20 protein-coding genes are annotated in these 25,496 nt (G+C 49.8%); 18 read left to right on the top strand and 2 right to left on the bottom strand.

Going from position 1 to position 25,496, the window contains the following annotated elements; translation table 11 throughout:
* The first annotated feature begins 30 nt into the window (after positions 1-30).
* Positions 31-1,149, top strand: coding sequence for a 1-acyl-sn-glycerol-3-phosphate acyltransferase (locus tag HNR75_RS06100; protein WP_188026102.1), 1,119 nt, complete (start codon positions 31-33; stop codon positions 1,147-1,149).
* A 25-nt stretch (positions 1,150-1,174) separates the two neighbouring features.
* Here HNR75_RS06100 and barA read toward each other — a convergent pair whose 3' ends face one another.
* A complete protein-coding gene (barA, locus tag HNR75_RS06095) occupies positions 1,175-3,904 on the bottom strand; it encodes a two-component sensor histidine kinase BarA (RefSeq protein WP_188026101.1) in 2,730 nt (909 codons plus the stop codon).
* Between the two features lie 96 nt (positions 3,905-4,000).
* Here barA and rlmD point away from each other — a divergent pair, with 96 nt between their 5' ends.
* The 13 genes from rlmD to rpoS all read left to right on the top strand — a co-directional run bounded on the left by rlmD (position 4,001) and on the right by rpoS (position 17,749).
* Positions 4,001-5,323 (top strand): 23S rRNA (uracil(1939)-C(5))-methyltransferase RlmD, encoded by a 1,323-nt coding sequence (rlmD, locus tag HNR75_RS06090; RefSeq protein ID WP_188026100.1) that lies wholly within the window; start codon positions 4,001-4,003, stop codon positions 5,321-5,323.
* A 17-nt stretch (positions 5,324-5,340) separates the two neighbouring features.
* A complete protein-coding gene (gene relA / locus HNR75_RS06085; protein WP_188026099.1) occupies positions 5,341-7,572 on the top strand; it encodes a GTP diphosphokinase in 2,232 nt (743 codons plus the stop codon).
* Positions 7,573-7,637: 65 nt separating this feature from the next.
* On the top strand, positions 7,638-8,435 hold the full coding sequence (gene mazG, locus HNR75_RS06080; RefSeq protein ID WP_188026098.1) for a nucleoside triphosphate pyrophosphohydrolase: 798 nt from the start codon (positions 7,638-7,640) through the stop codon (positions 8,433-8,435).
* 142 nt (positions 8,436-8,577) lie between these two features.
* Positions 8,578-10,215 carry a CTP synthase gene (pyrG, locus tag HNR75_RS06075; protein ID WP_188026097.1) on the top strand — a complete coding sequence of 546 codons (1,638 nt, stop codon included), beginning with the start codon at positions 8,578-8,580 and terminating at the stop codon, positions 10,213-10,215.
* 93 nt (positions 10,216-10,308) lie between these two features.
* Complete coding sequence (eno, locus tag HNR75_RS06070) at positions 10,309-11,610, top strand: phosphopyruvate hydratase (RefSeq protein ID WP_188026096.1); 1,302 nt, start codon at positions 10,309-10,311, stop codon at positions 11,608-11,610.
* A gap of 99 nt (positions 11,611-11,709) precedes the next feature.
* On the top strand, positions 11,710-12,027 hold the full coding sequence (gene ftsB / locus HNR75_RS06065; RefSeq protein WP_188026095.1) for a cell division protein FtsB: 318 nt from the start codon (positions 11,710-11,712) through the stop codon (positions 12,025-12,027).
* A 2-nt stretch (positions 12,028-12,029) separates the two neighbouring features.
* Positions 12,030-12,713 carry a 2-C-methyl-D-erythritol 4-phosphate cytidylyltransferase gene (ispD, locus tag HNR75_RS06060; RefSeq protein WP_188026094.1) on the top strand — a complete coding sequence of 228 codons (684 nt, stop codon included), beginning with the start codon at positions 12,030-12,032 and terminating at the stop codon, positions 12,711-12,713.
* On the top strand, positions 12,710-13,192 hold the full coding sequence (gene ispF, locus HNR75_RS06055) for a 2-C-methyl-D-erythritol 2,4-cyclodiphosphate synthase (protein ID WP_188026093.1): 483 nt from the start codon (positions 12,710-12,712) through the stop codon (positions 13,190-13,192). The genes ispD and ispF overlap by 4 nt, the downstream gene beginning before the upstream one ends.
* On the top strand, positions 13,185-14,246 hold the full coding sequence (truD, locus tag HNR75_RS06050) for a tRNA pseudouridine(13) synthase TruD (protein ID WP_188026092.1): 1,062 nt from the start codon (positions 13,185-13,187) through the stop codon (positions 14,244-14,246). The genes ispF and truD overlap by 8 nt, the downstream gene beginning before the upstream one ends.
* Positions 14,227-14,973 carry a 5'/3'-nucleotidase SurE gene (surE, locus tag HNR75_RS06045; protein WP_188026091.1) on the top strand — a complete coding sequence of 249 codons (747 nt, stop codon included), beginning with the start codon at positions 14,227-14,229 and terminating at the stop codon, positions 14,971-14,973. Before truD ends, surE begins: the two co-directional genes overlap by 20 nt.
* A 10-nt stretch (positions 14,974-14,983) precedes the next feature.
* Positions 14,984-15,601: a protein-L-isoaspartate(D-aspartate) O-methyltransferase gene (locus HNR75_RS06040; RefSeq protein WP_188026143.1), complete on the top strand. Its 618-nt coding sequence runs from the start codon at positions 14,984-14,986 to the stop codon at positions 15,599-15,601.
* A 209-nt stretch (positions 15,602-15,810) separates the two neighbouring features.
* Positions 15,811-16,725, top strand: a complete 915-nt coding sequence (locus HNR75_RS06035; RefSeq protein WP_188026090.1) for a peptidoglycan DD-metalloendopeptidase family protein — start codon at positions 15,811-15,813, stop codon at positions 16,723-16,725.
* A 49-nt stretch (positions 16,726-16,774) separates the two neighbouring features.
* A complete protein-coding gene (rpoS, locus tag HNR75_RS06030) occupies positions 16,775-17,749 on the top strand; it encodes an RNA polymerase sigma factor RpoS (RefSeq protein WP_188026089.1) in 975 nt (324 codons plus the stop codon).
* A gap of 74 nt (positions 17,750-17,823) precedes the next feature.
* Here rpoS and mutS read toward each other — a convergent pair whose 3' ends face one another.
* On the bottom strand, positions 17,824-20,418 hold the full coding sequence (gene mutS / locus HNR75_RS06025; protein ID WP_188026088.1) for a DNA mismatch repair protein MutS: 2,595 nt from the start codon (positions 20,416-20,418) through the stop codon (positions 17,824-17,826).
* Between the two features lie 31 nt (positions 20,419-20,449).
* On the opposite strand from mutS, the gene HNR75_RS06020 reads away from it, so the two are divergent.
* The 4 genes from HNR75_RS06020 (at position 20,450) to alaS (ending at position 25,385) form a co-directional block, all read left to right on the top strand.
* Positions 20,450-20,935 (top strand): CinA family protein, encoded by a 486-nt coding sequence (locus HNR75_RS06020; RefSeq protein ID WP_188026087.1) that lies wholly within the window; start codon positions 20,450-20,452, stop codon positions 20,933-20,935.
* Positions 20,936-21,008: 73 nt separating this feature from the next.
* Positions 21,009-22,097, top strand: a complete 1,089-nt coding sequence (recA, locus tag HNR75_RS06015; protein ID WP_188026086.1) for a recombinase RecA — start codon at positions 21,009-21,011, stop codon at positions 22,095-22,097.
* A 101-nt stretch (positions 22,098-22,198) separates the two neighbouring features.
* A complete protein-coding gene (locus HNR75_RS06010) occupies positions 22,199-22,606 on the top strand; it encodes a regulatory protein RecX (RefSeq protein ID WP_223157789.1) in 408 nt (135 codons plus the stop codon).
* A gap of 154 nt (positions 22,607-22,760) precedes the next feature.
* Positions 22,761-25,385, top strand: a complete 2,625-nt coding sequence (gene alaS / locus HNR75_RS06005; RefSeq protein WP_188026084.1) for an alanine--tRNA ligase — start codon at positions 22,761-22,763, stop codon at positions 25,383-25,385.
* Positions 25,386-25,496: the final 111 nt, after the last annotated feature.

Here is a 25,496-nt window from a genome sequence, read left to right as displayed (position 1 = left end):
TTTTTAGTAGCAGCGTAGAAAGATATTGGCATGACAACAGTGCTTGATGACCAGGATCGTTATAAAGAGATCCGTCCGTACAATGATAGTGAAGTTCCGGCTGCGATAGAGCGTCTGATCAGTGATGAAGAGCTGATCAGCGCTGTGGCGCGTTTTCGTTTTCCGCATGCGGTTAACTATTTCGGCTGGTTATTAAAACCCCTGATCCGGCGTGCACTGCATAAGCGTGTGGCAAATGTCCGCACCGTCGATGATGTACAGCAACAGGTTGCCCATTTTATGGAGCAGATGATTGCCAAGACCACGGATGGCGTGACTTATTCGGGTCTGGAAAATCTGCAGTCTGGTAAGGGATACCTGTTTATCTCTAACCACCGTGATATCGCGATGGATCCGGCCTTTGTGAACTGGGGACTTTACCAGTGTGGCCTGGATACCGTGCGCATCGCCATCGGTGACAATCTGTTGCGTAAACCGTGTGCCACCGAGCTGATGCGTCTGAACAAAAGTTTCATCGTGAAACGTTCGGCGAAAGGGCCGCGTGAAATGGCGAAGACGTTCAGTGAGCTTTCTTCCTATATTGCGGACTCGCTGCAGGAAGGTCACTCGATCTGGATCGCACAGAAAGAAGGCCGGGCGAAAGATGGCGATGACCGGACCGATCCGGCAATTCTGAAAATGTTCTACATGGCGGGCAAACAGAAGAAACTGGGCTTTGTGGAATATATGCAGCAGCTGAATATTGTACCGGTGGCGATTTCTTATGAATACGATCCCGGTGATGAAGCGAAAGCCCGCGAACTGTATGAAACCTCAACTCATGGTTCTTATCAGAAGAGTGAGTTTGAGGATATCGAAAGCATTGTCTCCGGCATTATCGGTTATAAAGGCCGGGTGCATGTCAGTGTCGGCAAACCGCTGACAGAGGGCTTTGAAACGCCGGAAGAGCTGGCTTTGGCCATCGATCGGGCTGTTCACAGCCAATACCGTCTGTTTGCATCTAACCTGCTGGCGGCAGATGCGGCGTCTGCAGACATTACGGCAGAACAACGTGCGCAGTTTGAACAGCGCATGGCGGCGATGGATCCAAAATGGCGCGAGATTGCCAAAGAGACCTATGCCAGACCGGTAGAAAATCAGCGTTCCTGAGCCTTTCCCAGACAGGCAGGTATTTTTAACCTGCCTGTTCTGTCCATTGCGCGGCCTCTTTCTTCACGGCTGCCATGATATCCAGCAATTCCAGCAACTCCGGTTCAAAAGCACTGCAACTGAGACCGGCGCGCAGTCCCTGTTCCAGCCCGGCGCAACTGGCTTGCAATTGTGGTACGCCACAATAGGCGGCACCACCGCGTAATTTATGGATCACATCCAGCAGTTCTGCACATTCATTTCCGGTTGCGGCAGCTTCAATCTGTGGTGTGATTTCAGCAAAACTGGCCACGAGCATTTGCAGCATGTCTCTGGCCAGCGCTTCATTTCCTTTCACTTTTTCTAATGCCAGATCCCAGTCAATAAACGCCGAGGTAGTATGCTCTGCTGCGTTGATATCACTGAATTGCATCAGCAGCCGTTTTAGCTGTACCTCATCAATCGGTTTGGATAAATACTCATCCATACCACTGGACATCAGACGTTCGCGCTCCCCGGGGGAAGCGTGTGCTGTGACGGCTATAATGGGAGTCCGTTTATTACAGGTATCGCGGTGGATGATCTGGCAGGCCTGAATACCATCCATGATCGGCATCTGAACATCCATAAAGATAATGTCAAAACGTGTCTTTTCAGCCAGCGAGACGGCCTGATGTCCGTCCTGACAGGAGTAAACGTCATCGACCAGATCATTCAGTAATGCGACGATCAGTTTGAGGTTGGCCGGATTATCGTCAACTGCCAGGATCCGCAACGGCAACCGTTCTTTTTGTTGTTTGATCGGTTGTGTCAGTGTCTGCGCCGGCGGCAGCGGCTGCAGCAGGGCCTGCAGCAATTTACTGTGGATCACCGGCTTGCTGAGCGAGTAGATTTTATGATTCTGCATCAGCTGTTCATGTAGCGTCGGATCACTGGAGTTGATTAAAACAATCAGCTTTTCCAGTTCATAGCGCTGCAGGCATTGTTCCAGTGTTTGCTGGATTTGTTCGGTCGATGTTTCCGGCGCGAAACCGACGATCATGGCGTAGAATTTATCATCGCTATCAGGTTGTTCATCACTGACCACTGTAACCTGCATACCCCATTCATTGAGCAGGCTGACGCAGGATTCCCGACTCCAGAGCGCATCCTCGGATAACAGCACTTTTTTACCGGTTAATAATAATTGCTCAACCGGGATATTATTTTCTTCTGATACCAACTCTAGCGGAATGGTGATCGTAAATTCAGAACCCTGATTGGGCTCTGAATGAACCTGCATGTTGCCATTCATCTGCTCAATCAGTTTCTGACTGATCACCAGCCCCAGTCCGGTACCACCATAACGACGGGAGATAGAGCTGTCCCCCTGAATAAATGGCTGGAACAGACGCATCAGCTGTTCTTCATCCATACCAATCCCGGTATCGCGGATCCGGAATTGCAACAGAACCTTATTCCGGGCGGCGGAAAGGATCGTGCTGACATGGATATTCACCATGCCCTGTTCGGTAAACTTGATGGCATTGCCGACAATATTGGTCACGATTTGCTGCAGACGCAGCGGGTCGCCGGCCACCAGATCCGGGATCGGCTGACTGACCAGCAGCGACAATTCCAGTTTCTTGTCATGCGCTGACGGTGCCAGCAGGGTGACGGTGTCGTTGACCATTTCCCGGATATTGAACGGAATATTTTCCAGCGTCAGTTTGCCGGCCTCGAGTTTTGAAAAATCGAGGATATCGTTGATGATACTGAGCAGGTTTTTCGCTGAATGTTCGATCGTGTTCAGGTAGTCGTGCTGATGCAGACTGAGCTGGGTTTTAAACAACTGACGGGTAAAACCGATGACGCCATTGAGCGGTGTGCGCAGTTCGTGTGACATATTCGCCAGGAATTCCGATTTGATGCGGGCGGCTTCCTGGGCACGTTTTTTCGCCATATCCAGCTCAACGTTCTGGATTTCGATCTGTTCCAGTGTTTCCCGCAGGTCCGATGTGGCCTGATCGATACTCTGTTGCATTTCTGTATGGTATTCGCTGATGGCTTTGGCCATCGCGTTGATACCATTCTTCAGCATGTCCAGCTCACCATCCATTTTACCGCGCACACGGGTATCAAGCCGGCCTTCACGGATATGGTAAACCGCACGGACCATCCGGTTGATCGGTTCTATCACCACATGCACCAGGTTCAAACCAAAGAACAGGCTCATGATCAATCCGAGCAGAACAATGAAAATCGCGGTGGCCGTATCCCGGTATTGCGCAATCACCGAACGATCGATATTGAGCTGTATGGCCATATAACCGATCACTTCGGGGGTACTGCTGGTTTGCAGTGACATTTCATTCAGGCTGTTTTCGGCCATGATGGGCGTGCGCAGAATAATGTAATCATTCAGATGTTCCACGCTGGTCAGCTCCGGAATACTCCGGCCATCCGGCAGCCGCATCTGCATAAAATCGCGATGAAAGTTAGACGTGACAAACAGGTTATTGTCTTTGGTAAAAATGGCGATGGATTTGATTAACGGCGAATTACGACGATGGCTGGTACTGATAAGACGACGTAAGTCCTCACGACTGGAACGGGTCAGACCATACTCACTGGCAATCGCCAATGGTTCAATGACGCTGGTACCCTGTTCAATCATGAAATTTTCAATCTGCTGATGCCGGTGAAAAATAAAGTAGCCGGCTAACAATGTACCGATAAGCAGAGTGGGTATAATAGTAAACGCCAGAACGCGGGCGCGCAGGCCATATTTAGTCATAGTCTGTTTTTGTTGACCCGTTCTTGTGGGACAATAGTATTTTCCGGTGCTTTTCTTCCAGCATCATACCTACCTAACGATAAGCCACCAAGAGATATGGTTCAGTTTTTCAAACCCCAACCCAAAGCATTACCGACCAAAGCGGTCGAATTGACGATTGATAATTTGGATCACCACCTGACCGGGGTGGGGCGCTATCAGGGTAAAGCCTGTTTTGTCGACGGTGTATTACCCGGCGAAAAAGTCAGCGTACAAATTACCGAACAGAAAAAACAGTATGCCCATGGCCGGTTACGTCAGGTACTGGAGCCCTCTGCTGAACGTCTGGAACCGTTTTGTCCGGTATTCAGTCAATGTGGTGGCTGTAATGCCCAGATGATGCCACAAACAGTGCAATGCCAGGCAAAACAGCAAGGTGTACAACGGTTGTTCCGGCAACTGGCCAGAATCGAACTGCCGGCACCCTTGTGGATTGAAAGCAGTGCCCCGCAGGCTTATCGCCGTGTGTGTCGCCTGGCCGTGAAATATGACAAGAGTAAACGTTGTGTTCAGCTCGGCTTTCGACAGAAGCAGAGTCAGTCGCTGGTGGAGATCGACCGTTGTCCGGTGCTGACAGCTGCGTTATCCGCGCTGATCGTTCCGTTACGGGCCATGCTGAACTCGCTCGGATCTTATCGCGATATCGGACATGTCGAGCTGTATGACACGGACAGCGGACTGGCGATGCTGCTGCGTCACAACGGGAAACCCTCCGTAAAAGATAAAGCCCTGATGCAGGATTTTGCGCTGCAGCATGATTGTGCATTGTATCTGCAGACAACCGGAACGCCGGAACCGCTGGCGGACGTTGCCCCAAGTTTTTATCAACTGGATGACCTGCGTCTTTATTTCCGGCCGGGTGATTTTTTGCAGGTCAATGCCGCCGTTAACCAGCGACTGGTGAATTATGTGCTGGAGTGGCTCATGCCCGCAGCCACCGATAACGTCCTGGATCTGTTCTGCGGGATTGGCAACTTCACCCTGCCTCTGGCACGGCAAGCTGCATCCGTTACCGGCATCGAGGGTGTCGATGACATGGTGCAAAGAGCGGCTCTGAATGCAAACCTGAATCAGCTGGCTAATACCGAATTTCATCGCGCAGATCTGACAAAAATGGCGGAATATGCCAACGCAGGCTGGCAGCAACAATGTTATGATCTGGTGCTGTTGGATCCAGGTCGGGCCGGTGCCGAAGATGTAATGCCATGGCTGGCTAAAAATGGTGCCCGCCGGATCGTGTACGTTTCTTGCAACCCTGTCACCGCGGCACGTGACTGTGCACTGCTACAATCAGACTATGCAGTGAAACAGTGGGGGTTGCTGGACATGTTCCCGCATACCGGGCATGTCGAATCTCTTTTCTTGTTTGAACGAAAATAAATAAGGACGAGCGTCTCATGGTTGCAGTTCGTGATACTCACCTGAAAACGGGTTTTGACTTCAATAACTGGATGACAACGTTGGACTTGTCTGCGACAGACAAAGCCGCGTTAGTGTCGGTATTTGAATATTGTCACAACCGTATTCAGGATGAAAATGAACAGCAACGCTTGTCCAAGCGCAGCGCCGAAATGATCGGCATTCTGCTGACGCTGCACATGGACATGGATACGCTGAAAACAGCAGTGCTATTCCCGCTGATTGAGCCTGGTCATCTGACGATCGAACAGGCTGAAGCCGATTTCGGCGAGGGGATCAGCCGGTTGCTGCTGGGCGTGATTGATATTGATGCCATCCGTTTTCTGCAGCATCTGAATAATGCCGCTGTTTCTGATAGTCAGGTTGATAACGTGCGTCGCATGTTATTGGCGATGGTCGAGGATGTGCGTGCCGTTGTTATCAAACTCGCCGAACGTATTGCCTGCCTGCGGGAAGTCAAAAATGCCACCGAAGAAACCCGGGTTTTGGTGGCGAAGGAAATTTCCAATATCTATGCTCCCCTGGCAAACCGCTTAGGTATTGGTCAGCTTAAATGGGAGCTGGAAGATCTCTCATTCCGTTATCTGCATCCGGATACCTACAAACAGATTGCCAAGCTGCTGGATGAAAAACGCCTGGATCGCGAGCGCTATATTCAACAGTTTGTGGCGGATACAAAAGCTGCATTGCAGGAAGCTGGGATTGACGCCGAAGTCTATGGCCGGCCAAAACATATCTATAGCATCTGGCGCAAGATGCAGAAAAAGAACCTGAATTTTTCTGACTTGTATGATGTGCGTGCTGTCCGTGTCGTCACCAAGCGACTACAGGACTGCTACGCTGCACTCGGTATTATCCATACCCACTGGCACCATATTCCGCGCGAATTTGATGACTACGTCGCCAACCCGAAACCGAACGGTTATCAGTCGATTCATACCGTGGTACTGGGGCCGGATGGTAAAACAGTCGAGATCCAGATCCGTACCGAGCAGATGCATCAGGAATCGGAACTGGGTGTTGCCGCGCACTGGAAATACAAGGAAGGCATGCAGGCCGGTAAAAATGCTGCCTATGAAGAACGTATTGCCTGGCTGCGTAAATTGCTGGCCTGGCAGGAAGACATGGTGGAATCCGGTTCGCTGGTGGATGAACTGCGTACGCAGGTATTTGAAGATCGTGTCTACGTGTTCACGCCAAAAGGCGATGTCGTCGATTTACCGGCCGGCGCAACACCACTGGATTTTGCCTATCAGGTGCACAGCATGATCGGCCACCGCTGTATCGGGGCCAAAATCGATGGTCGCATCGTGCCATTCACCTATCAGTTGCAGACCGGTGATCAGATCGAGATCATTACCCAGAAAGAACCGAACCCCAGCCGAGACTGGATGAATCCAAACCTCGCGTTCTTGCGTACCAGTCGTGCCCGGGCCAAGGTGGCAGCCTGGTTCCGGAAACTGGATCGGGATAAGAATATTCTGGCGGGCAAGGAGTTGCTGGATAAAGAAGTCGAACGCCACGGCTTTAATCTTTCCCGGGATGAACTGGCTTCGACGGTCAAAGAGTTTTACACCCGTCTGAGCCTGATGGAATTTGATGATTTGCTGGCCGGTATAGGTTCCGGTGAGGTTCGTATTAATCAGCTGATGAACTTCCTGGAACAAAAGCTGAATAAACCGACCGCGGAGGAAGAAGACCGCCGTCTACTGGCACAGCTGGAAAATAAAACCCAGCACCGGATGAAAAACATCAAACCGGGCAAAGGTCATATCGTGGTTCAGGGCGTCGGCAACCTGATGACGCATGTGGCCCGTTGCTGTCAGCCGATCCCGGGAGACAGCATCATCGGCTTTATTACCCAGGGGCGAGGGATCTCCATTCACCGCGAAGATTGCGAACAGTTCAAAGAGCTGAGTCGCCGTAATCCGGAACGCGTCATTGATGCTGTCTGGGGTGAAAATTATTCCGGTGGGTATCCGTTGACGGTTCGTATTACCGCCAATGATCGTTCTGGATTGTTGCGTGATATAACCACCATCATCGCCAACGAAAAAATCAATGTACTGGGCATGCGCAGCCGGTCCAATGTCAAACAGCAAACCGCCGATATCGATATTGATATGGAAATTTACAATATCGAAACGCTGAACCGGATGCTGGCGAAGATCAACCAGATGAATGACGTGGTCAGCGCTAAACGTCTTTAATCAGCATTTATCTTTAACCGCCGTCATCCACAACGGCGGTTTTTTATTTTCAGCAGGTACTCATCATGTCACACACATACTCCATGCAAGATCTTCTGGCTCTGATGCAGCAGTTGCGTGATCCGGAAAAGGGTTGTCCGTGGGATAAAAAACAGACCTTGCACAGTCTGACCGCTTATACCATCGAAGAAGCTTACGAGGTGGTGGACAGTATCGAACAAAATGACCTGAATGGCCTCAAGTCAGAACTGGGCGATCTGTTATTTCAGGTGGTGTTTTATGCGCAACTGGCGCAGGAACAGGGTCTGTTCAATTTTCAGGATGTCGTCAACACCATCAGTGAAAAACTGGTGCGCCGGCATCCACATGTATTTGCGGATAAAGAATTTGTGGACGCGGCTGCCGTGAGCGCTAACTGGGAAGCAGAAAAAGCGAAAGAGCGTAAAGAAAAAAATGCCTCGGCGACCAGCGTCCTGGACGATATCCCGCAAAGTTTACCGGCACTGATGCGCGCGAATAAAATCCAGAAGCGCTGTGCAACGGTGGGATTTGACTGGCATGAATTGCCGCCCGTGATTGAAAAGATCCATGAAGAACTCGACGAAGTGATGGCCGAGCTGAATCAGCCGGAACATGACAAAAATGCTCTGGGTGAAGAGCTGGGCGATTTGTTGTTTGCGAATGTGAATCTGGTTCGTCATCTGGGATTCGATCCGGAAAAGATCCTGCGTGCCGGTAATAATAAGTTTGAACGACGTTTCCGGGCACTGGAGCAAATCGTTCATTCGCAGGGACGCTCCTTAAAAAGCTGTTCGTTAGACGAATTGGAAGCCGTTTGGCAACAAGTTAAACAAATGAAGTGAAGTTGATGCAACGCAAGACTCCTCTCAATGCAAATGAGTATCCTGTTTGCCGTTGTTAGGAGCGGGGGCTTGCGGTATAATTTCATCCCGTCTGTTTCTCCCGCACGCATCTGCGTGATTCCTAAACATCTTCAGGTTCAGCATGACGACTAAATATATTTTCGTGACAGGCGGGGTGGTTTCATCCTTGGGTAAAGGTATCGCGGCAGCATCACTGGCAGCGGTCCTGGAAGCGCGTGGTTTAAAAGTAACCATGCTGAAACTCGATCCGTACATCAACGTTGACCCGGGCACCATGAGCCCTATTCAGCATGGTGAGGTATTTGTCACGGAAGATGGCGCCGAAACCGATCTGGATTTAGGTCATTACGAGCGTTTTATCCGTACCAAAATGTCCCGTCGCAACAACTTTACCACTGGTCGTGTTTATTCCGACGTACTGCGTAAAGAACGCCGCGGCGATTATCTGGGTGCAACGATTCAGGTCATTCCACACATCACTAACGCGATTAAAGAGCGTGTGATTGCGGGTGCCGAAGGCCATGATGTGGCGATCGTTGAAATCGGTGGTACGGTTGGTGATATCGAATCATTGCCATTCCTGGAAGCTATCCGTCAGCTGGCGGTGGACATTGGCCGTAACAACGCATTGTTCATGCATCTGACACTGGTGCCGTATCTGGCTGCTTCCGGTGAAGTAAAAACCAAACCAACGCAGCATTCGGTAAAAGAACTGCTGTCTATTGGCATTCAGCCAGACATCCTGATTTGTCGTTCTGATCGTGCTATTCCGGCCAACGAGCGTGCGAAAATCGCGTTGTTCTGTAATGTACCGGAACGTGCCGTAGTTTCACTGAAAGACGTTGATTCTATTTATAAAATCCCGGCACTGCTGAAATCGCAAGGTCTGGATCAGCTGGTCGTTGATCGTTTCGGTCTGCCATGCGCAGAAGCCAATCTGTCAGAATGGGAACAGGTTATTTACCAGGAAGCGAATCCGACTGGTGAAGTCACTATCGGTATGGTCGGTAAATATGTCTCTCTGCCGGATGCTTATAAATCAGTGAACGAAGCACTGAAACACGGCGGTCTGAAAAATCGTTTGAGCGTCAATATCAAATATATCGATTCTCAGGATCTGGAAACGAAAGGTCTGGATGTACTGGAAGGTCTGGACGCAATTCTGGTTCCGGGTGGTTTCGGTGAGCGTGGTGTTGAAGGCAAGATCCTGGCGGCACAATATGCCCGTGAGAATAAAATCCCGTATCTGGGGATCTGCCTGGGCATGCAGGTGGCGCTGATTGAATATGCGCGCCATGTAGCCGGTATGGAAGGTGCGCATTCAACCGAGTTCAAGCGTGACACGCCTTACCCGGTCGTTGGTCTGATCACCGAATGGATCGATGAAGAAGGTAAAGTGGAAGTACGTACTGAAGGCTCGGATCTCGGCGGCACCATGCGTCTGGGTTCTCAGTTGTGCCATCTGGCCGAAGGTTCCAAGGTTCGTGCTTTATATGGCAACGAGACTATTCAGGAACGTCACCGTCATCGCTACGAAGTAAATAACACCCTGTTGCCGAAAATTGAAGCGGCAGGGTTGAAAGTTACCGGTTTGTCTGCGGACAAGAAACTGGTAGAGATCGTTGAAAATCCGGATCACCCATGGTTCGTGGCAGTGCAATTCCACCCGGAATTTACTTCTACACCGCGTGACGGACATCCTCTGTTTGAAGGCTTTATTAAAGCGGCAGGGGAGTACATGAAGAGACATCTAAACTAATCGACAAAATCCGTGGTTGTGGCATATATTGCCGCAACTACAATTTATAAGTTTGTTTGTAGTTCATATATCTAAATAACGAGGATTGACAATATGGCTAAAATCGTCAAAGTGATCGGTCGTGAAATCATCGACTCACGCGGTAACCCTACTGTAGAAGCTGAAGTACACCTGGAAGGTGGTTTCGTAGGTATGGCTGCTGCTCCGTCTGGTGCATCTACCGGCTCTCGCGAAGCACTGGAACTGCGTGACGGTGACAAAGCTCGTTTCCTGGGTAAAGGCGTTCTGAAAGCAATTGCTGCTGTAAATGGCCCAATCGCTACTGCGCTGCTGGGTAAAGATGCACAGGATCAGGCTACTATCGACCAGATCATGATTGACCTGGATGGTACTGAAAACAAATCTAACTTCGGTGCTAACGCAATCCTGGCGGTATCTCTGGCAAACGCTAAAGCAGCTGCTGCATCTAAAGGCATGCCACTGTACGCATGGATCGCTGAACTGAACGGCACTCCAGGTGTTTACTCTATGCCTCTGCCAATGATGAACATCATCAACGGTGGCGAGCACGCTGACAACAACGTAGATATCCAAGAATTCATGATCCAGCCAGTTGGCGCTAAGACCCTGAAAGAAGCAGTTCGTATGGGTGCTGAAGTGTTCCACAACCTGGCTAAAGTTCTGAAATCTAAAGGTTACAACACTGCAGTTGGTGACGAAGGTGGTTTCGCTCCTAACCTGAAATCTAACGCTGAAGCGCTGGAAGTTATCGCTGAAGCTGTTGCGGCTGCTGGCTACGTTCTGGGTAAAGACATCACTCTGGCGATGGACTGTGCTGCATCTGAATTCTACGATGCCGAGAAGAAAGAATATAACCTGAAAGGCGAAGGTCGTATCTTCACTTCTAACGCTTTCTCTGACTTCCTGGAAGATCTGACTAACAAGTTCCCAATCGTTTCTATCGAAGACGGTCTGGACGAATCTGACTGGGAAGGTTTCGCTTACCAGACTCAGAAACTGGGTAAAAAAATCCAGATCGTTGGTGACGACCTGTTCGTAACTAACACCAAGATCCTGAAACGTGGTATCGACAACGGTATCGCTAACTCCATCCTGATCAAATTCAACCAGATCGGTTCTCTGACCGAAACTCTGGCTGCGATCAAAATGGCTAAAGACGCTGGTTACACTGCAGTTATCTCTCACCGTTCAGGTGAAACTGAAGACGCTACCATCGCTGACCTGGCTGTTGGTACCGCTGCTGGCCAGATCAAAACTGGTTCTATGAGCCGTTCTGACCGTGTTGCTAAATACAACCAGCTGATCCGTATCGAAGAAGCTCTGGGTGCCAAAGCGCCTTTCAACGGTCTGAAAGAAGTTAAAGGTCAGGCTTAATTTTTAGCCCTTCCTTTTTTGCTTCAAGAAAGCCCCGCTCTATGCGGGGCTTTCTTTTATATACCAATATGGGAAACTATGTCTCCAGGAGGAGACGACATGCGCCTGTTTACCCTTATCCTGATGGTTGTGTTGGCGTTGGTTCAGCGTCAGCTCTGGTTCGGGAAAAACGGACTCGTTGAGTATCGACAAGTCTCGGAAAATTTATTACGCCGGCAGGCAGATAACCAAAAACTGCAAGAACGTAATATGCTTCTTAAAGAAGACATTGAAGATCTGAAAAGCGGTCTGGAAGCTATAGAAGAACTAGCCCGGAATGATCTGGGGTTTATTAAACCCGGAGAGACGTTTTATCGGGTGCTGCCTCGTGACAGTGCCGGACAAAATAAACAAAGCTCATTACCGAAGAGTGACTAATCATGCAGACATTTACCGCCGTAGTGCCCGCTGCAGGCCGGGGAAGCCGGATGCAGGCTAATATGCCGAAGCAATATTTGCCTCTGGGTGATAAAACGATCATCGAACACACGTTAACGCGTTTGCTGGCTCATCCACAGATCGAGAAGATAGTGGTGGTGATTGCTGCCGATGATCATCATTTCTCCTCTTTACCGCTCGCCAGTCATCCGAAAATAGAAGTCACCATCGGCGGACCGGAGCGGGCAATCTCGGTGCTGAATGGTTTGTCTTGCGTCGAAACAGACTGGGTCCTTGTGCATGATGCGGCCAGACCTTGTATTACGCTCGCAGATCTGGATACATTAGTGTCTGCCATCGATCAGGGTGAAGACGGCGCGATATTAGCGATTCCGGTAAAAGATACGATGAAACGTGCTGATATCAGCAATCGTATTGAACTGACCGTTGAACGCGGGCATCTCTGGCATGCGCTGACTCCTCAAATGTTCCCTACGCAGCAATTGGCGGATGCGATTGATGCAGGTTTGGCTCAATCCATCGTATTAACTGATGAAGCCTCGGCGATGGAGTTGGCCGGATTCAAACCACTACTGATCACAGGGCGAGCCGATAATATTAAAGTGACCCAGCCGGAAGATCTGGCGCTGGCAGCATTTATTTTGCAACAACAGGAACGTGCATGATTCGGATTGGACACGGTTTTGATGTGCATCGTTTTGGTGGCGAAGGCCCCTGCACATTGGGTGGGGTTAAGGTTCCTTATGAACAGGGGCTACTCGCTCATTCTGACGGCGATGTCGTATTACATGCGGTAGCTGATGCGTTGCTGGGTGCTATTGCTGCCGGTGATATCGGCCGGCATTTTCCGGATACCGACCCGCAATTTAAAGGGGTGGATAGCCGGATCCTGTTGCGTGATGTTTTCGCCCGGGTGAAAAAAAGCGGATTTAAACTGGGTAATCTGGATGTCACCATCATTGCGCAGGCGCCGAAAATGGCACCGCATATCCCGGCGATGTGTCTGAATCTGGCTGCAGATCTGGAGAGTCAGTTATCTCAGGTGAATGTCAAAGCGACAACAACAGAAAAACTGGGCTTTACCGGCCGCAAGGAAGGAATCGCGGTTGAAGCCGTCGTGTTGCTGGTTGCTGCTGATGAATAAAGAATTTGATCTGGACTGGCCATACAGCTTCGGTAAACCTGAGCAGACTGCATTATTAAAGGCCGAACCGGCCGATTTTCAGGTTATTGAAGACCTCGGGTTCATGCCGTGCGGGCAGGGCGAACATCTTTTTGTCCGGATCCGGAAAACAGGGGAAAATACCGCCTGGGTGGCAAAGCTGCTGGCAGAACATACCGGTTTACCTCTTTCTGCCATCAGCTGGGCAGGTCTGAAAGACCGGCATGCGGTGACAGAACAGTGGTTCGGTTTACATTTACCGGGAAAACCAGATCCTGATCTTCGAGGCTTACAGTCTGATACTATTCAGGTTTTACAGACAATCAGGCATGATAAAAAGCTGAGACCTGGCGCATTACGTGGTAATTTCTTCTGCCTGAAATTACGGGAACTGAGTCAGAGCCGTGAGCTGGATATGCGGTTACAGCAAATATCTCAGCTGGGTGTGCCAAATTATTTCGGTCCGCAACGTTTTGGACATCATGGCAACAATCTGCATGCAGCAGAAGCTATGTTTGCAGGGCATCGCCGGATTCATGATCGGCAAAAACGGGCGATGTATCTTTCTGCTGCCCGCAGTTATATTTTTAATCACGTAGTCGCGGCCCGAGTCCGTGATAACCGTTTACAGGAACCGATGCTGGGTGATTGTTTACTGTTTACTAACCGTGATGGCTATCTGGTAACAGATAAGAAAACAGATAAAAATGCTATTGCGCAGCGCATTGCATTCGGTGAGCTGGTTACGAGTGCTCCACTGTGGGGGCGAGGTGAAAATCTTGCCCAGAGCGATGCGCTGGCATGGGAATCTGCCGTATTGGCAGAACATGACGCCTGGTTACGGGCATTGGAACAGGCGGGAATGCAGCAAGAACGGCGCCGCGCGGTACTGCGTACCAATGATTTACGCTGGCGTTGGCTGGATAACGCGCTTGAGCTGCATTTTTCTTTATCAGCAGGCAGTTATGCCACCAGTCTGATCCGCGAATTGGTTACCACAAGAGAAAATAAGCACGATGAAGATTCTGGTCAGTAATGATGATGGTGTAAATGCACAAGGATTGCATTGCCTGAGTGAAGCATTATGTTCGCTGGGCGAAGTTATCGTCGTTGCACCGGATCGCAATCGCAGCGGCGCCAGTAACTCTCTGACACTGGAAAATCCTATCCGGGTTGAAACGCTAGAGACTGGAAAACGTTATTCAGTCAAAGGAACACCGACGGATTGTGTGCATTTCGCAGTCAATAAATTGCTCGATCCCTGGCCGGATATTGTTGTCTCAGGCATCAATCATGGCGCCAATCTGGGGGATGATGTGATTTATTCGGGCACAGTCGCTGCTGCTACCGAAGGGCGGCATATGGGATTACCGGCCGTTGCGATCTCGCTGGTTGGTGAAACGCATTTTTCCTCGGCAGCGCATTATGCCTGTTTGCTGATTTCCCGGTTGCGTTCACATCCTTTGCCATCCGATCAGATTCTGAATGTGAATGTTCCGGATTTACCGCTGGAACAGATTAAAGGCATCAAAGTAACCCGGCTTGGGAATCGCCATCGTGGTGAAAAAATGATTGTCATGCAGGATCCACGAGGCAAACCGGTCTACTGGATCGGCCCTCCAGGTGAAAAACAGGATGCGGGTGAAGGCACTGATTTTCATGCAATCGAGCAGGGATATGTTTCAATTACGCCGCTTCATGTGGATATGACGGCATATGCCAGTGTTGCTGAACTCTCTGCATGGGTTGGGGAGTTTAAATAGCGTGCGTGACATGGTGGCTTCGCTGTTAATCAGGCAATTACAGGAACTCGGTATCAGAGATGAGCGAGTGCTTGCCGCTATGGCTAATGTGCCACGTAATTATTTTGTGGATGAAGCCATCTCGCATCAGGCCTGGGAAAATACGGCATTACCGATTGGTTTTGGTCAGACAATTTCACAACCCTACATTGTGGCCAGAATGACTGAAACACTCATCCAGAATAATCCACGGAACGTGTTGGAAATTGGCACGGGATCCGGTTATCAGACGGCTGTGCTATCCCAGCTTATTCCGCAGGTTTACAGTGTCGAACGGATTAAGGCTCTGCAATATCAGGCGCGTCGCCGGTTACTGCGGCTGGATTTTCATAATGTTTCTATGCGCCACGGCGACGGCTGGGCCGGCTGGCCAAGCAAAGCGCCCTTTGATGCCATTATTGTAACGGCAGCAGCTGAAAAGATTCCTGATGCGCTGTTGGCGCAACTAGCTGATGGTGGCCGGATGGTGATCCCGGTTGGCGAATATAAACAGGAGCTGCTGCTGATCGAAAAATATGGTTCAAGAACCAGAACTGAGATTCTGGAAGCTGTTCGTTTTGTTCCTCTGGTACATGGCGAGTTAATTTGACGTCGATTAATTCGGCTTGGATGTTCATGCGTACATACAATAAACAAGAATCTTTCGTTTGCATGCTGATCTTATTGTTCTCTCTGGCAATAACGGCATGTGTCTCATCGTCCTCTCCTGCGCCGGTCAGAGACGCCGGGAGTAAAAAACAGCCTGAACCTTCTTACCGGAGTCATGTTTCCCGGATAACCGTTTCCGAGAAGAGAGAAATGTTTGGTATTTCCTCCGTGAACGAGCGCCCCAAATTAACGCCAGGCACTCCTTATACGGTCAAGGCAGGCGATACCTTATATGCGATTGCATGGATGTATGATGCGGATGTTCGTACGCTGGCGGAACAAAATGCGCTTCGTGCTCCGTATCATGTGCGTACCGGCCAGGTATTACGTTATTCATTGCCCGATACGCTGAAATCATCCGGAGTATCTACAGAAATTCCAGAATACAAGGTTAGGGTGGGTGATAGCCTGTCTGTGCTGGCAGAAAAACATGGGCTACGTTTGGCTGAGCTAGGTTCATTCAACAATATTAAAGCACCTTATGTTATTCATCCGGGTCAGACTATTCGCTTCCCGACAAATGCATCTATCGGCATTGTTAATAATGCAACAAACAGTCCATCTTTTGGTCCAAAGGGCTCCTTTAATGAGGAGCGTGCAGTAGATCAGAAATCTGAAAAAAGCAATACGAAAGCGTTTGTTGACAAAAAAGAAACTGCTTACTCTAACCCTACCGAACAAGTCACTAACAAATCACTAACCTGGCGATGGCCAGCAAAAGGTATGATGATCGGTGGCTATAAAGCAGGAGAACAGAGCAACAAGGGGATCGATATATCAGGCAAACGTGGTCAGCCGGTAGTCGCCGCTGCAAACGGGCGGGTCGTCTATGCTGGTAATGCACTTCGTGGATATGGAAATCTGATCATTATCAAACATAACGAAGATTATCTTTCTGCGTATGCACATAACGATGCGTTGAGAGTAACAGAGCAACAAGTGGTTAAAGCTGGGCAAAAGATTGCCGATATGGGTAGTAGCGAATCGTCAGATGTCAGACTTCATTTTGAGATTCGTTATCGCGGTCAATCTGTGGATCCTTTGAGATATTTGCCGAAACGATAGTTCCACAATTGTCGCAGTCAGATACGTTGTGGAACTCAAGGAGGGGGCCATGAGTGTAACTGAACGTGCTGATAGTGATATGGATCTTTTGGACTTACAAGATCCGACTGAAATGGATGACATTACTGAAACTGATGAAGTTTCAGATTCAACGGATGAACTCCAGTTATCTCCCACACTTAATCGCATCATGGATGCGACGCAGCTATACCTCGGTGAAATTGGTTTTTCACCTTTACTGACTGCAGAAGAAGAAGTTTATTTCGCTCGCCGGGCTTTACGCGGCGATGAAGCAGCACGTAACCGCATGATTGAGTCCAACCTGCGTTTGGTCGTAAAAATTGCCCGTCGTTATAACAACCGGGGTCTGGCTTTATTGGATCTGGTTGAAGAAGGTAATCTGGGGCTGATCCGGGCTGTTGAAAAATTCGATCCGGAGCGGGGTTTCCGCTTCTCCACTTATGCAACATGGTGGATCCGTCAGACTGTTGAACGGGCTATCATGAATCAGACCCGAACCATCCGTTTACCTATTCATGTAGTCAAAGAACTGAACGTCTACCTGCGGACAGCCCGGGAACTGGCACAACGTCTGGACCATGAACCGACAGCGGAAGATATTGCCAGTCTGCTGGATAAACCGGTAGAAGAAGTCTCCCGGATGTTAAAGCTGAATGAAAAAATCTGTTCTGTGGATACGCCGCTTGCCGGTGATGGTGACAAATCACTGATCGATATTCTGACTGATGATCGGATTAATTGTCCGGAAGATCAGACTCAGGATGATGATATGCAGAATAGCATTGTCATGTGGCTGGAACAGCTTAACCCGAAACAGCGGGAAGTACTGGCTCGTCGTTTCGGTCTGCTGGGCTATGAACCTGCCACTTTAGAAGAAGTGGGTGAGGAAATCGGCCTGACCCGGGAACGTGTTCGTCAGATCCAGGTTGAAGGCTTGCGTCGCATGAAAGAGATGCTGACCCAGCAGGGGTTATCGGTAGAAACCTTGTTTCAGCTGGATTAAAACAGACATGTAAATATGAAATCGCCGGACAATGTTCCGGCGATTTTTTTCGTCTGGATATATCTGATTGCTGATTATTCCAGTATTTCTGTTTTGGCTAATTCCTTGATTTTATATAGCCAGTCTAATGCATCTCGCGGTGACAGACTATCTGGATCAAGTTGTTCCAGCGCCTGATACAGTTTGCTCTCTCTGAAGGTGTTTTCTGCTGCAGTCATGGTTGTGATAGTTTCCGGCTTGCCTTCATTGGCTGAATGATCACGGTTTTCCAACTCATGTAATTTGGTCCGGGCCAGACTCAGCACTGCACGCGGAACGCCTGCTAGGGCAGCAACCTGTATACCGTAAGAACGGTTTGCTGCACCTTCCTGCACGGTATGCAGAAAGGCTACGCTATCACCATGTTCAATCGCATCGAAATGCACATTGACGATATTGGGCTGTTGTTCCGCCAGTTGCGTCAGTTCAAAGTAATGGGTTGCGAACAGCGTGTATGCCCGGATTTTTTGTGCCAGTTGTTCCGCACATGCCCAGGCCAGCGACAGCCCGTCATAGGTGCTGGTGCCTCGGCCGATTTCATCCATCAGTACCAGACTCTGGTGTGTGGCATTATGCAGAATATTGGCCGTTTCGGTCATTTCCACCATGAAGGTTGAACGTCCTGATGCCAGATCGTCAGAGGCGCCGATACGAGTAAAGATTCGATCAATCGGACCTACTTTAGCGGCTTCGGCTGGCACATATGCGCCGATATATGCTAACAGCACAATCAATGCGGTCTGGCGCATGTAGGTCGATTTACCACCCATATTCGGACCGGTAATGATCAGCATATGCCGCTCATCATGCAGCTTCAGATCATTGGCGATGAATGGTGCCTGCAGACTCTGTTCCACCACAGGATGACGTCCGGCTTTGATGTGAATGATCGGCTCGTTAGTTAATTCCGGACAATGATAGTCCAGTGTCTGAGCCCGCTCCGCCAGATTATTGAGCACATCCAGTTCTGCGATCGCGGCCGCGCTGATTTGCAATGCACTCAGGTGTGGCAGTAACTGATCGAGCAAATCTTCATAGAGCTGTTTTTCCAGCGCCAGTGCACGACTTTGTGCTGTCAGCACCTTTTCTTCATATTCTTTCAGTTCAGGGATCAGATACCGCTCATTATTTTTCAGTGTTTGACGGCGGATATAATCAGCTGGTACCAGATGTGCGTTGGCTTTGGTGACATCAATATAGAAGCCGTGGACTTTGTTATAACTGACTTTTAGCGTCGCAATGCCGGTCCGTTCGCGTTCCCGCACTTCAAGGCGTTCCAGATAACGGGTCGCGCCGTTTTCCAGATCCCGCAGCTCATCCAGATCATCGTTATAGCCAGGAGCAATCACACCGCCATCGCGGATAATGACTGGGGGATTTTCCACAACAGCCCGTTCCAGCAGTTCCTGTAATTGAGGGAAAGTGCGGATGGCCTGACGGATTTCCTTCAGGGGTTCGCAATGTTGCAGACTTGCCTGTAATTCCGGTAATTGCTGAAATGCGTTGCGCAGACGGCTCAGATCCCGTGGACGGGCTGAACGTAATGCCAGACGAGCCAGAATACGCTCCACATCACCGATCTGCTTCAGCATTGGCGTCAGGGTATCCATCAGTTGCTGGTCCAGTAATTCACCAATAACCGACTGACGTTGTAACAGCTGGGCTTTATTACGGATCGGCTGATGTAACCAGCGCTTTAACAACCGGCTACCCATCGGCGTGGCGGTAGCATCAAGCACCGCTGCCAGTGTGTTATCCAGACCGCCAGCCAGATTACTCGTCAACTCAAGGTTGCGTCGGGTAGCCGCATCCATGACCACCATCTGTTCACTTTTTTCCAGGCGGATGCCCTGGATATGTGGCAACGCGGTTCGTTGTGTGTCTTTGACATACTGCAGCAACGCACCGGCAGCCTGCAGGGCAATTTTTTCCTCTTCAACGCCAAAACCGCGCAGATCCTGCGTGCCAAACTGGTTACACAGCAGATGATAGGCTGTGCTGAATTCAAACTCCCAGGCTGGGCGGCGGCGCATACCTCTGCGCTGACCCAGCTGTGACAGATCAGCAAAACTTTCTGAATAGAGTAATTCCGCCGGATTCAGTCGCTGTAATTCTGCGCTCAGTGTTTCCTGCCGGGTGAATTGATTGATGGTAAACCGGCCGGAGGCGACATCCATGGCTGCCAGACCGTAATGCGGTGCCATAAAATCCACCGCGACGATCAGGTTATCCTGACGTTCATTCAACAGTGCTTCATCGGTCAGTGTGCCCGGCGTAATAATCCGGACCACCTTGCGTTCCACCGGACCTTTGCTGGTCGCTGGATCACCAATCTGTTCACAGATCGCGACCGACTCGCCTAGCTGCACCAGACGACTCAGATAACCCTCTACCGCATGATAAGGCACACCGGCCATCGGAATTGGCTGCCCGGCGGATTGCCCGCGCTTGGTCAGCGAGATATCCAGCAATTCGGCCGCTTTACGGGCATCGTCGTAAAACAGCTCATAGAAATCCCCCATACGATAAAACAGCAAAATATCGGGATGCTGGGCTTTCAGCCCTAAATATTGCTGCATCATAGGGGTATGCGTGGTCAGTGATTGCGGTGCAGAAGAAGCTGGTTGCATAATGGATTCAGGTTCAGTTGAGAGAGTCAGCATGCAGAAGGATATTATTGAATTAGCTCAGCGGCTAGGAGATGCATTGTCAGCCAAACAGTGGATGGCCGCAACCGCAGAATCCTGTACCGGAGGAGGGGTAGCATACGCCATCACCGCAGTCTCGGGAAGTTCAGCATGGTTTGATCGCAGTTTTGTGACTTATACCAACGAAGCCAAACAGCAAATGCTGGGTGTCCAGGCCAGCACACTGCAGGAATACGGTGCAGTCAGTGAGGCGGTAGTGAAGGAAATGACAGCTGGTGTGCTCCGGCATTCCGGCGCCAATATTGCCGTGGCCATCAGCGGTATTGCCGGGCCAACCGGCGGTTCGGAGGAAAAACCAGTCGGTACAGTCTGGATTGCCTGGCAAACGACTAATGGTCAGGGTCATGCGTGTCATTACTTATTCCGGGGTGATCGGGAACAGGTCCGATTACTGGCGATCCGTGAGGCATTACTCGGTTTGTTATCATACAGTAAATAAAACACTTGATACTGTATAGATAAACAGTATGATGCAATTTAACAGCTAAGATACTCGTTTCGTGGGGACGATGATGGATTCAAATAAAGAAAAAGCTCTGGCGGCCGCATTAGGCCAAATTGAAAAACAATTTGGTAAAGGTTCGATCATGCGTCTTGGGGACACCCAAACTCTTGATATTGAATCGATCCCCACTGGCTCTTTGTCTCTGGATATTGCTCTGGGTATTGGTGGTTTGCCAATGGGGCGTATCGTTGAGATTTTTGGACCGGAATCATCAGGTAAAACGACTCTGACTCTGGAAGTAATTGCCCAGGCACAAAAAGCTGGTAAAACCTGTGCCTTTATTGATGCCGAACATGCACTGGATCCTATTTACGCTGCCAAACTGGGGGTAAAAGTGGATGACCTGCTGGTGTCTCAACCGGATACTGGTGAGCAGGCTCTGGAAATCTGCGACATGCTGGTTCGCTCCGGAGCGGTCGATGTCATCATCGTTGACTCGGTTGCCGCGTTAACACCGAAAGCGGAAATTGAAGGTGAAATGGGGGATTCCCATGTTGGTTTACAGGCTCGTCTGATGTCTCAGGCGCTGCGTAAACTGACCGGCAATATCAAGAATGCGAACTGTCTGTGTATATTCATCAATCAGATCCGTATGAAAATCGGTGTCATGTTCGGTAACCCGGAAACTACCACCGGTGGTAATGCGCTGAAATTCTATGCTTCGGTTCGTCTGGATATCCGTCGTACCGGCGCCATCAAGGATGGTGAAGAGATTGTTGGTAACGAAACGCGGGTTAAGGTTGTGAAAAACAAAGTGGCCCCGCCGTTTAAACAGGCCGATTTCCAGATCCTTTACGGTGAAGGGATCTCCAAGGAAAGTGAACTGATCGATCTGGGTGTCAAATGCAAGCTGATTGACAAATCAGGTGCCTGGTATGCCTATAACGGCGAAAAAATTGGTCAGGGCAAGGCCAATGCCATGAAGTATTTGAAAGAGAATGTAACTGCAGCAGAAGAAATCGAGCTGAAATTACGCGAGTTACTGTTAAGTCATGGTCAGGCAGCCGGCGCTGATGCGGCGCCAACGGCCGTTGTAGAAGAGTTCACGCCATCTGATGATGAGCTGGATAGCCTGTCATTAAGTGATGATATCTGATGAGATAAGGGTTGCTGCGGCAGCCCTTTCTTTTACCTTTGATTTGAAATTTTATGAGTTTGTCCGCAAATAAAAATAATATCTCCCCTCTGGCCAAGACAATGAAATTACTGGCCAGACGGGATCATAGTGTTTATGAATTAACGTTGAAGCTGAAACCGTTTTATTCCGGCAGAGAGATTGATACGGTTATTGCGCGTTGTCTGCAGGACAACTGGCTGGATGATGCGCGGTTTGCAGAAAACTATATTCGCAGCCGTAGCAATAGTGGTTATGGCCCTCGGCGTATTGCTTTGGAGTTGCAACAAAAGGGGGTTGCCGGTGAGATTATCCGGCAGGCATTACAGGAAGCGGCGGTTGACTGGCAAGCCTTGCTGCTGAGATTACTGGAACGGCGTATGCCATTACCAGAGGAGCCGGCAGAGCGGATAAAACTGCAAAATATGCTTTTACGCCGGGGCTTTTCGTCGGATCTGATTCAGCGTTGTTTTTTCTCGCCGGAAATCTGATTCTATCGTGCCTTTATTGCGGTCAGCGTTTTACTTTGCTGCCGATAACTTTTACAGTATGCCCACCATAAGCCTGTCTGCTTAATTATCTGGATTGAATTAATCAGGCGGGATTCAATTGCCCATGATTATTTTGTAGCAAGCAGGTTTTTTCATGCAAATGACCACGTCAGAGATCCGTACCGCGTTTCTCGAGTATTTCCGTTCACAGGGACATCAGGTTGTCGATTCTAGCTCTCTGGTGCCGCACAACGATCCGACTCTGCTGTTTACTAACGCCGGGATGAACCAGTTCAAGGATGTGTTCCTTGGCGGCGATATTCGTCCATATTCCCGGGCAACGACTGCGCAGCGCTGTGTCCGCGCTGGTGGTAAACATAACGATCTGGATAACGTTGGCTATACAGCACGTCACCATACTTTCTTTGAAATGCTGGGTAACTTCAGCTTCGGTGATTATTTCAAGCATGACGCGATTACCTTTGCCTGGACTTTCCTGACCAAGGTCCTGCAGTTACCACAGGAAAAGCTGCTGGTTACTGTTTATGCTACCGATGACGAAGCCTACAATATTTGGGCCAACGAGATTGGTGTTCCGACCGACCGCATCGTGCGCATTGGTGACAACAAGGGCGCCCCGTATGCATCTGACAACTTCTGGCAGATGGGTGATACGGGTCCTTGTGGTCCTTGTACCGAAATTTTCTATGACCACGGCGAGCATATCTGGGGCGGGCGTCCTGGCTCACCAGAAGAAGATGGCGATCGCTTCATCGAAATCTGGAACGTCGTGTTTATGCAGTTCAACCGCCAGGCTGATGGCACGCTGGAACCGCTGCCGAAGCCATCGGTTGATACCGGCATGGGTATCGAACGTATTTCTGCGATCATGCAGGGCGTTCATTCCAACTACGAAATTGACATCTTTAAGGCGCTGATTCAGAACGCGGCCAAGATTGTTGGTATCACTGATCTGGAAAATAAATCACTGCGCGTTATTGCTGACCACATTCGCTCCTGTGCTTTCCTGATTGCAGATGGCGTGATGCCATCGAATGAAGGCCGTGGTTATGTGCTGCGCCGAATTATCCGCCGTGCTGTTCGTCATGGCCGCAAGCTGGGCGCAACTAATACCTTCTTCTATCAACTGGTCGGAACGCTGGTTGCATTGATGGGCGATGCCTATCCGGAACTGAAGAGTCAGCAACCGGTTGTTGAGCGAGTTCTGAAACTGGAAGAAGAGCAGTTTGTTCGTACTCTGGATCGCGGTCTGGCTCTGCTGGAAGATGAACTTGCTCGTCTTGGTGATGAGAAAGAAATTCCGGGTGCCGTTGTGTTCAAACTGTACGATACCTACGGTTTCCCTGCTGATCTGACTGCTGACGTTGTGCGTGACCGTGGTTATACCATTGATGAAGCCGCTTTCCAGCAGGAAATGGAAAAGCAGCGTGAGCGTGCTAAAGAAGCCTCTAACTTCGCCGTCGATTACAACAAACAGCTGAAAATCGAACAGACTTCTGAGTTTTGCGGTTATGACAAAACTGCTGATTCAGCAGCTATCACAGCGATCTATTTAGGCGATGATGCGGTAACGTCACTGAAAACCGGTGATCAGGCATTAATCGTTCTTGATCATACCCCATTTTATGCTGAATCAGGCGGCCAGATGGGTGACGCCGGTTTACTGCGTGTGGGTGATGCATTATTTGCCGTTACTGATACACAAAAAGTAGGGCAGGCGATTGTTCATAAAGGCTTTGTTGAAGACGGTTCATTCCAGGTCGGCGATAAGGTAGACGCGATTGTTGATCACAGTCGCCGTAATGCCACTGCACTGCATCACTCGGCAACTCACCTGTTACATGCTGCGCTGCGTAATACGCTGGGCGAGCATGTGGCGCAGAAAGGTTCGCAGGTTGGCCCGGATCGTCTGCGTTTTGACTTCTCTCATTTTGAAGCCATTAATCCTGCCGTATTGCGTCAGATTGAACAAAGCGTGAATGCGGAAATTCGCAAAAACGAACTGATCAATACACAACTGATGTCATTGGATGATGCTAAAAACAGCGGCGCAATGGCACTGTTTGGTGAAAAATACGGTGATGAAGTCCGTGTTGTGAAAATGGGCGAATTCTCTACCGAACTGTGTGGCGGTACTCACGCTAAACATACTGGTGATATCGGTTTCTTCAAAATCATCAGTGAAGGCGGTATTGCTGCCGGTGTGCGTCGTATCGAAGCAGTAGCCGGGGAAGTCGCACTGGCGCATATTCACCAGATGGGTGAGCAGCTGGACGAAGCCGCCGCAATTGTTAAGGCAGATGCGCTGTCCGTTGTCAGCAAGATCCGCCAGATGCAGGAACGTAGCCGTTTGCTGGAACGTGAAATCGAAACGCTGAAAGCCAAACTGGCGGCGCAGGCAGGCAATGACTTGCTGTCGCAGATCATGAAAATCAACGGTCAGCAGGTACTGGTTGCCCAGTTGGATGGTGTGGATGCCAAATCACTGCGTACGACGATGGATGATCTGAAAAACCGTCTGCAATCTGCCGTATTGCTGCTGGCTGCGGTGAATGATGACAAAGTGAGTCTGATCGCAGGTGTTACTGCCGATTTAACCTCTAAGGTGAAAGCGGGTGAACTGGTGAATCTGGTGGCCCAGCAGGTTGGCGGTAAGGGCGGTGGTCGTCCGGATATGGCACAGGCGGGTGGTACCGATGTCGTTGCCTTGCCAGGCGCACTGAAGTCAGTCCAGGCTTGGCTGGAAGAACGCCTGTAATCACTTTTTAGTAATGTAATTCCGGCAAGCGGCGTTCGATGAATGCCGCTTGTTGTTTTTTATGCCAAAAATAATTTCAAACGGTTCATGAAAATTTCTGATGATTGATTT

The sequence above is a fragment of the Tolumonas osonensis genome, from assembly GCF_014202415.1.
Classification (GTDB): Bacteria; Pseudomonadota; Gammaproteobacteria; order Enterobacterales; family Aeromonadaceae; genus Tolumonas; species Tolumonas osonensis.
This window is presented reverse-complemented; position numbering and strand designations above follow the sequence as displayed.

What these genes read in the sequence shown, in the direction of transcription:
- truD (WP_188026092.1), top strand. Translation starts at nt 13,185, where the DNA reads ATGAATAAAGAATTTGATCTGGACTGGCCATACAGCTTCGGTAAACCT.
- eno (WP_188026096.1), top strand. Translation starts at nt 10,309, where the DNA reads ATGGCTAAAATCGTCAAAGTGATCGGTCGTGAAATCATCGACTCACGC.
- HNR75_RS06010 (WP_223157789.1), top strand. Translation starts at nt 22,199, where the DNA reads ATGAAATTACTGGCCAGACGGGATCATAGTGTTTATGAATTAACGTTG.
- rpoS (WP_188026089.1), top strand. Translation starts at nt 16,775, where the DNA reads ATGAGTGTAACTGAACGTGCTGATAGTGATATGGATCTTTTGGACTTA.
- HNR75_RS06035 (WP_188026090.1), top strand. Translation starts at nt 15,811, where the DNA reads ATGTTTGGTATTTCCTCCGTGAACGAGCGCCCCAAATTAACGCCAGGC.
- mutS (WP_188026088.1), bottom strand. Translation starts at nt 20,418, where the DNA reads ATGCAACCAGCTTCTTCTGCACCGCAATCACTGACCACGCATACCCCT.
- ispD (WP_188026094.1), top strand. Translation starts at nt 12,030, where the DNA reads ATGCAGACATTTACCGCCGTAGTGCCCGCTGCAGGCCGGGGAAGCCGG.
- relA (WP_188026099.1), top strand. Translation starts at nt 5,341, where the DNA reads ATGGTTGCAGTTCGTGATACTCACCTGAAAACGGGTTTTGACTTCAAT.
- HNR75_RS06020 (WP_188026087.1), top strand. Translation starts at nt 20,450, where the DNA reads ATGCAGAAGGATATTATTGAATTAGCTCAGCGGCTAGGAGATGCATTG.
- ftsB (WP_188026095.1), top strand. Translation starts at nt 11,710, where the DNA reads ATGCGCCTGTTTACCCTTATCCTGATGGTTGTGTTGGCGTTGGTTCAG.
- recA (WP_188026086.1), top strand. Translation starts at nt 21,009, where the DNA reads ATGGATTCAAATAAAGAAAAAGCTCTGGCGGCCGCATTAGGCCAAATT.
- HNR75_RS06100 (WP_188026102.1), top strand. Translation starts at nt 31, where the DNA reads ATGACAACAGTGCTTGATGACCAGGATCGTTATAAAGAGATCCGTCCG.
- HNR75_RS06040 (WP_188026143.1), top strand. Translation starts at nt 14,984, where the DNA reads ATGGTGGCTTCGCTGTTAATCAGGCAATTACAGGAACTCGGTATCAGA.
- ispF (WP_188026093.1), top strand. Translation starts at nt 12,710, where the DNA reads ATGATTCGGATTGGACACGGTTTTGATGTGCATCGTTTTGGTGGCGAA.
- pyrG (WP_188026097.1), top strand. Translation starts at nt 8,578, where the DNA reads ATGACGACTAAATATATTTTCGTGACAGGCGGGGTGGTTTCATCCTTG.
- mazG (WP_188026098.1), top strand. Translation starts at nt 7,638, where the DNA reads ATGTCACACACATACTCCATGCAAGATCTTCTGGCTCTGATGCAGCAG.
- surE (WP_188026091.1), top strand. Translation starts at nt 14,227, where the DNA reads ATGAAGATTCTGGTCAGTAATGATGATGGTGTAAATGCACAAGGATTG.
- barA (WP_188026101.1), bottom strand. Translation starts at nt 3,904, where the DNA reads ATGACTAAATATGGCCTGCGCGCCCGCGTTCTGGCGTTTACTATTATA.
- alaS (WP_188026084.1), top strand. Translation starts at nt 22,761, where the DNA reads ATGCAAATGACCACGTCAGAGATCCGTACCGCGTTTCTCGAGTATTTC.
- rlmD (WP_188026100.1), top strand. Translation starts at nt 4,001, where the DNA reads ATGGTTCAGTTTTTCAAACCCCAACCCAAAGCATTACCGACCAAAGCG.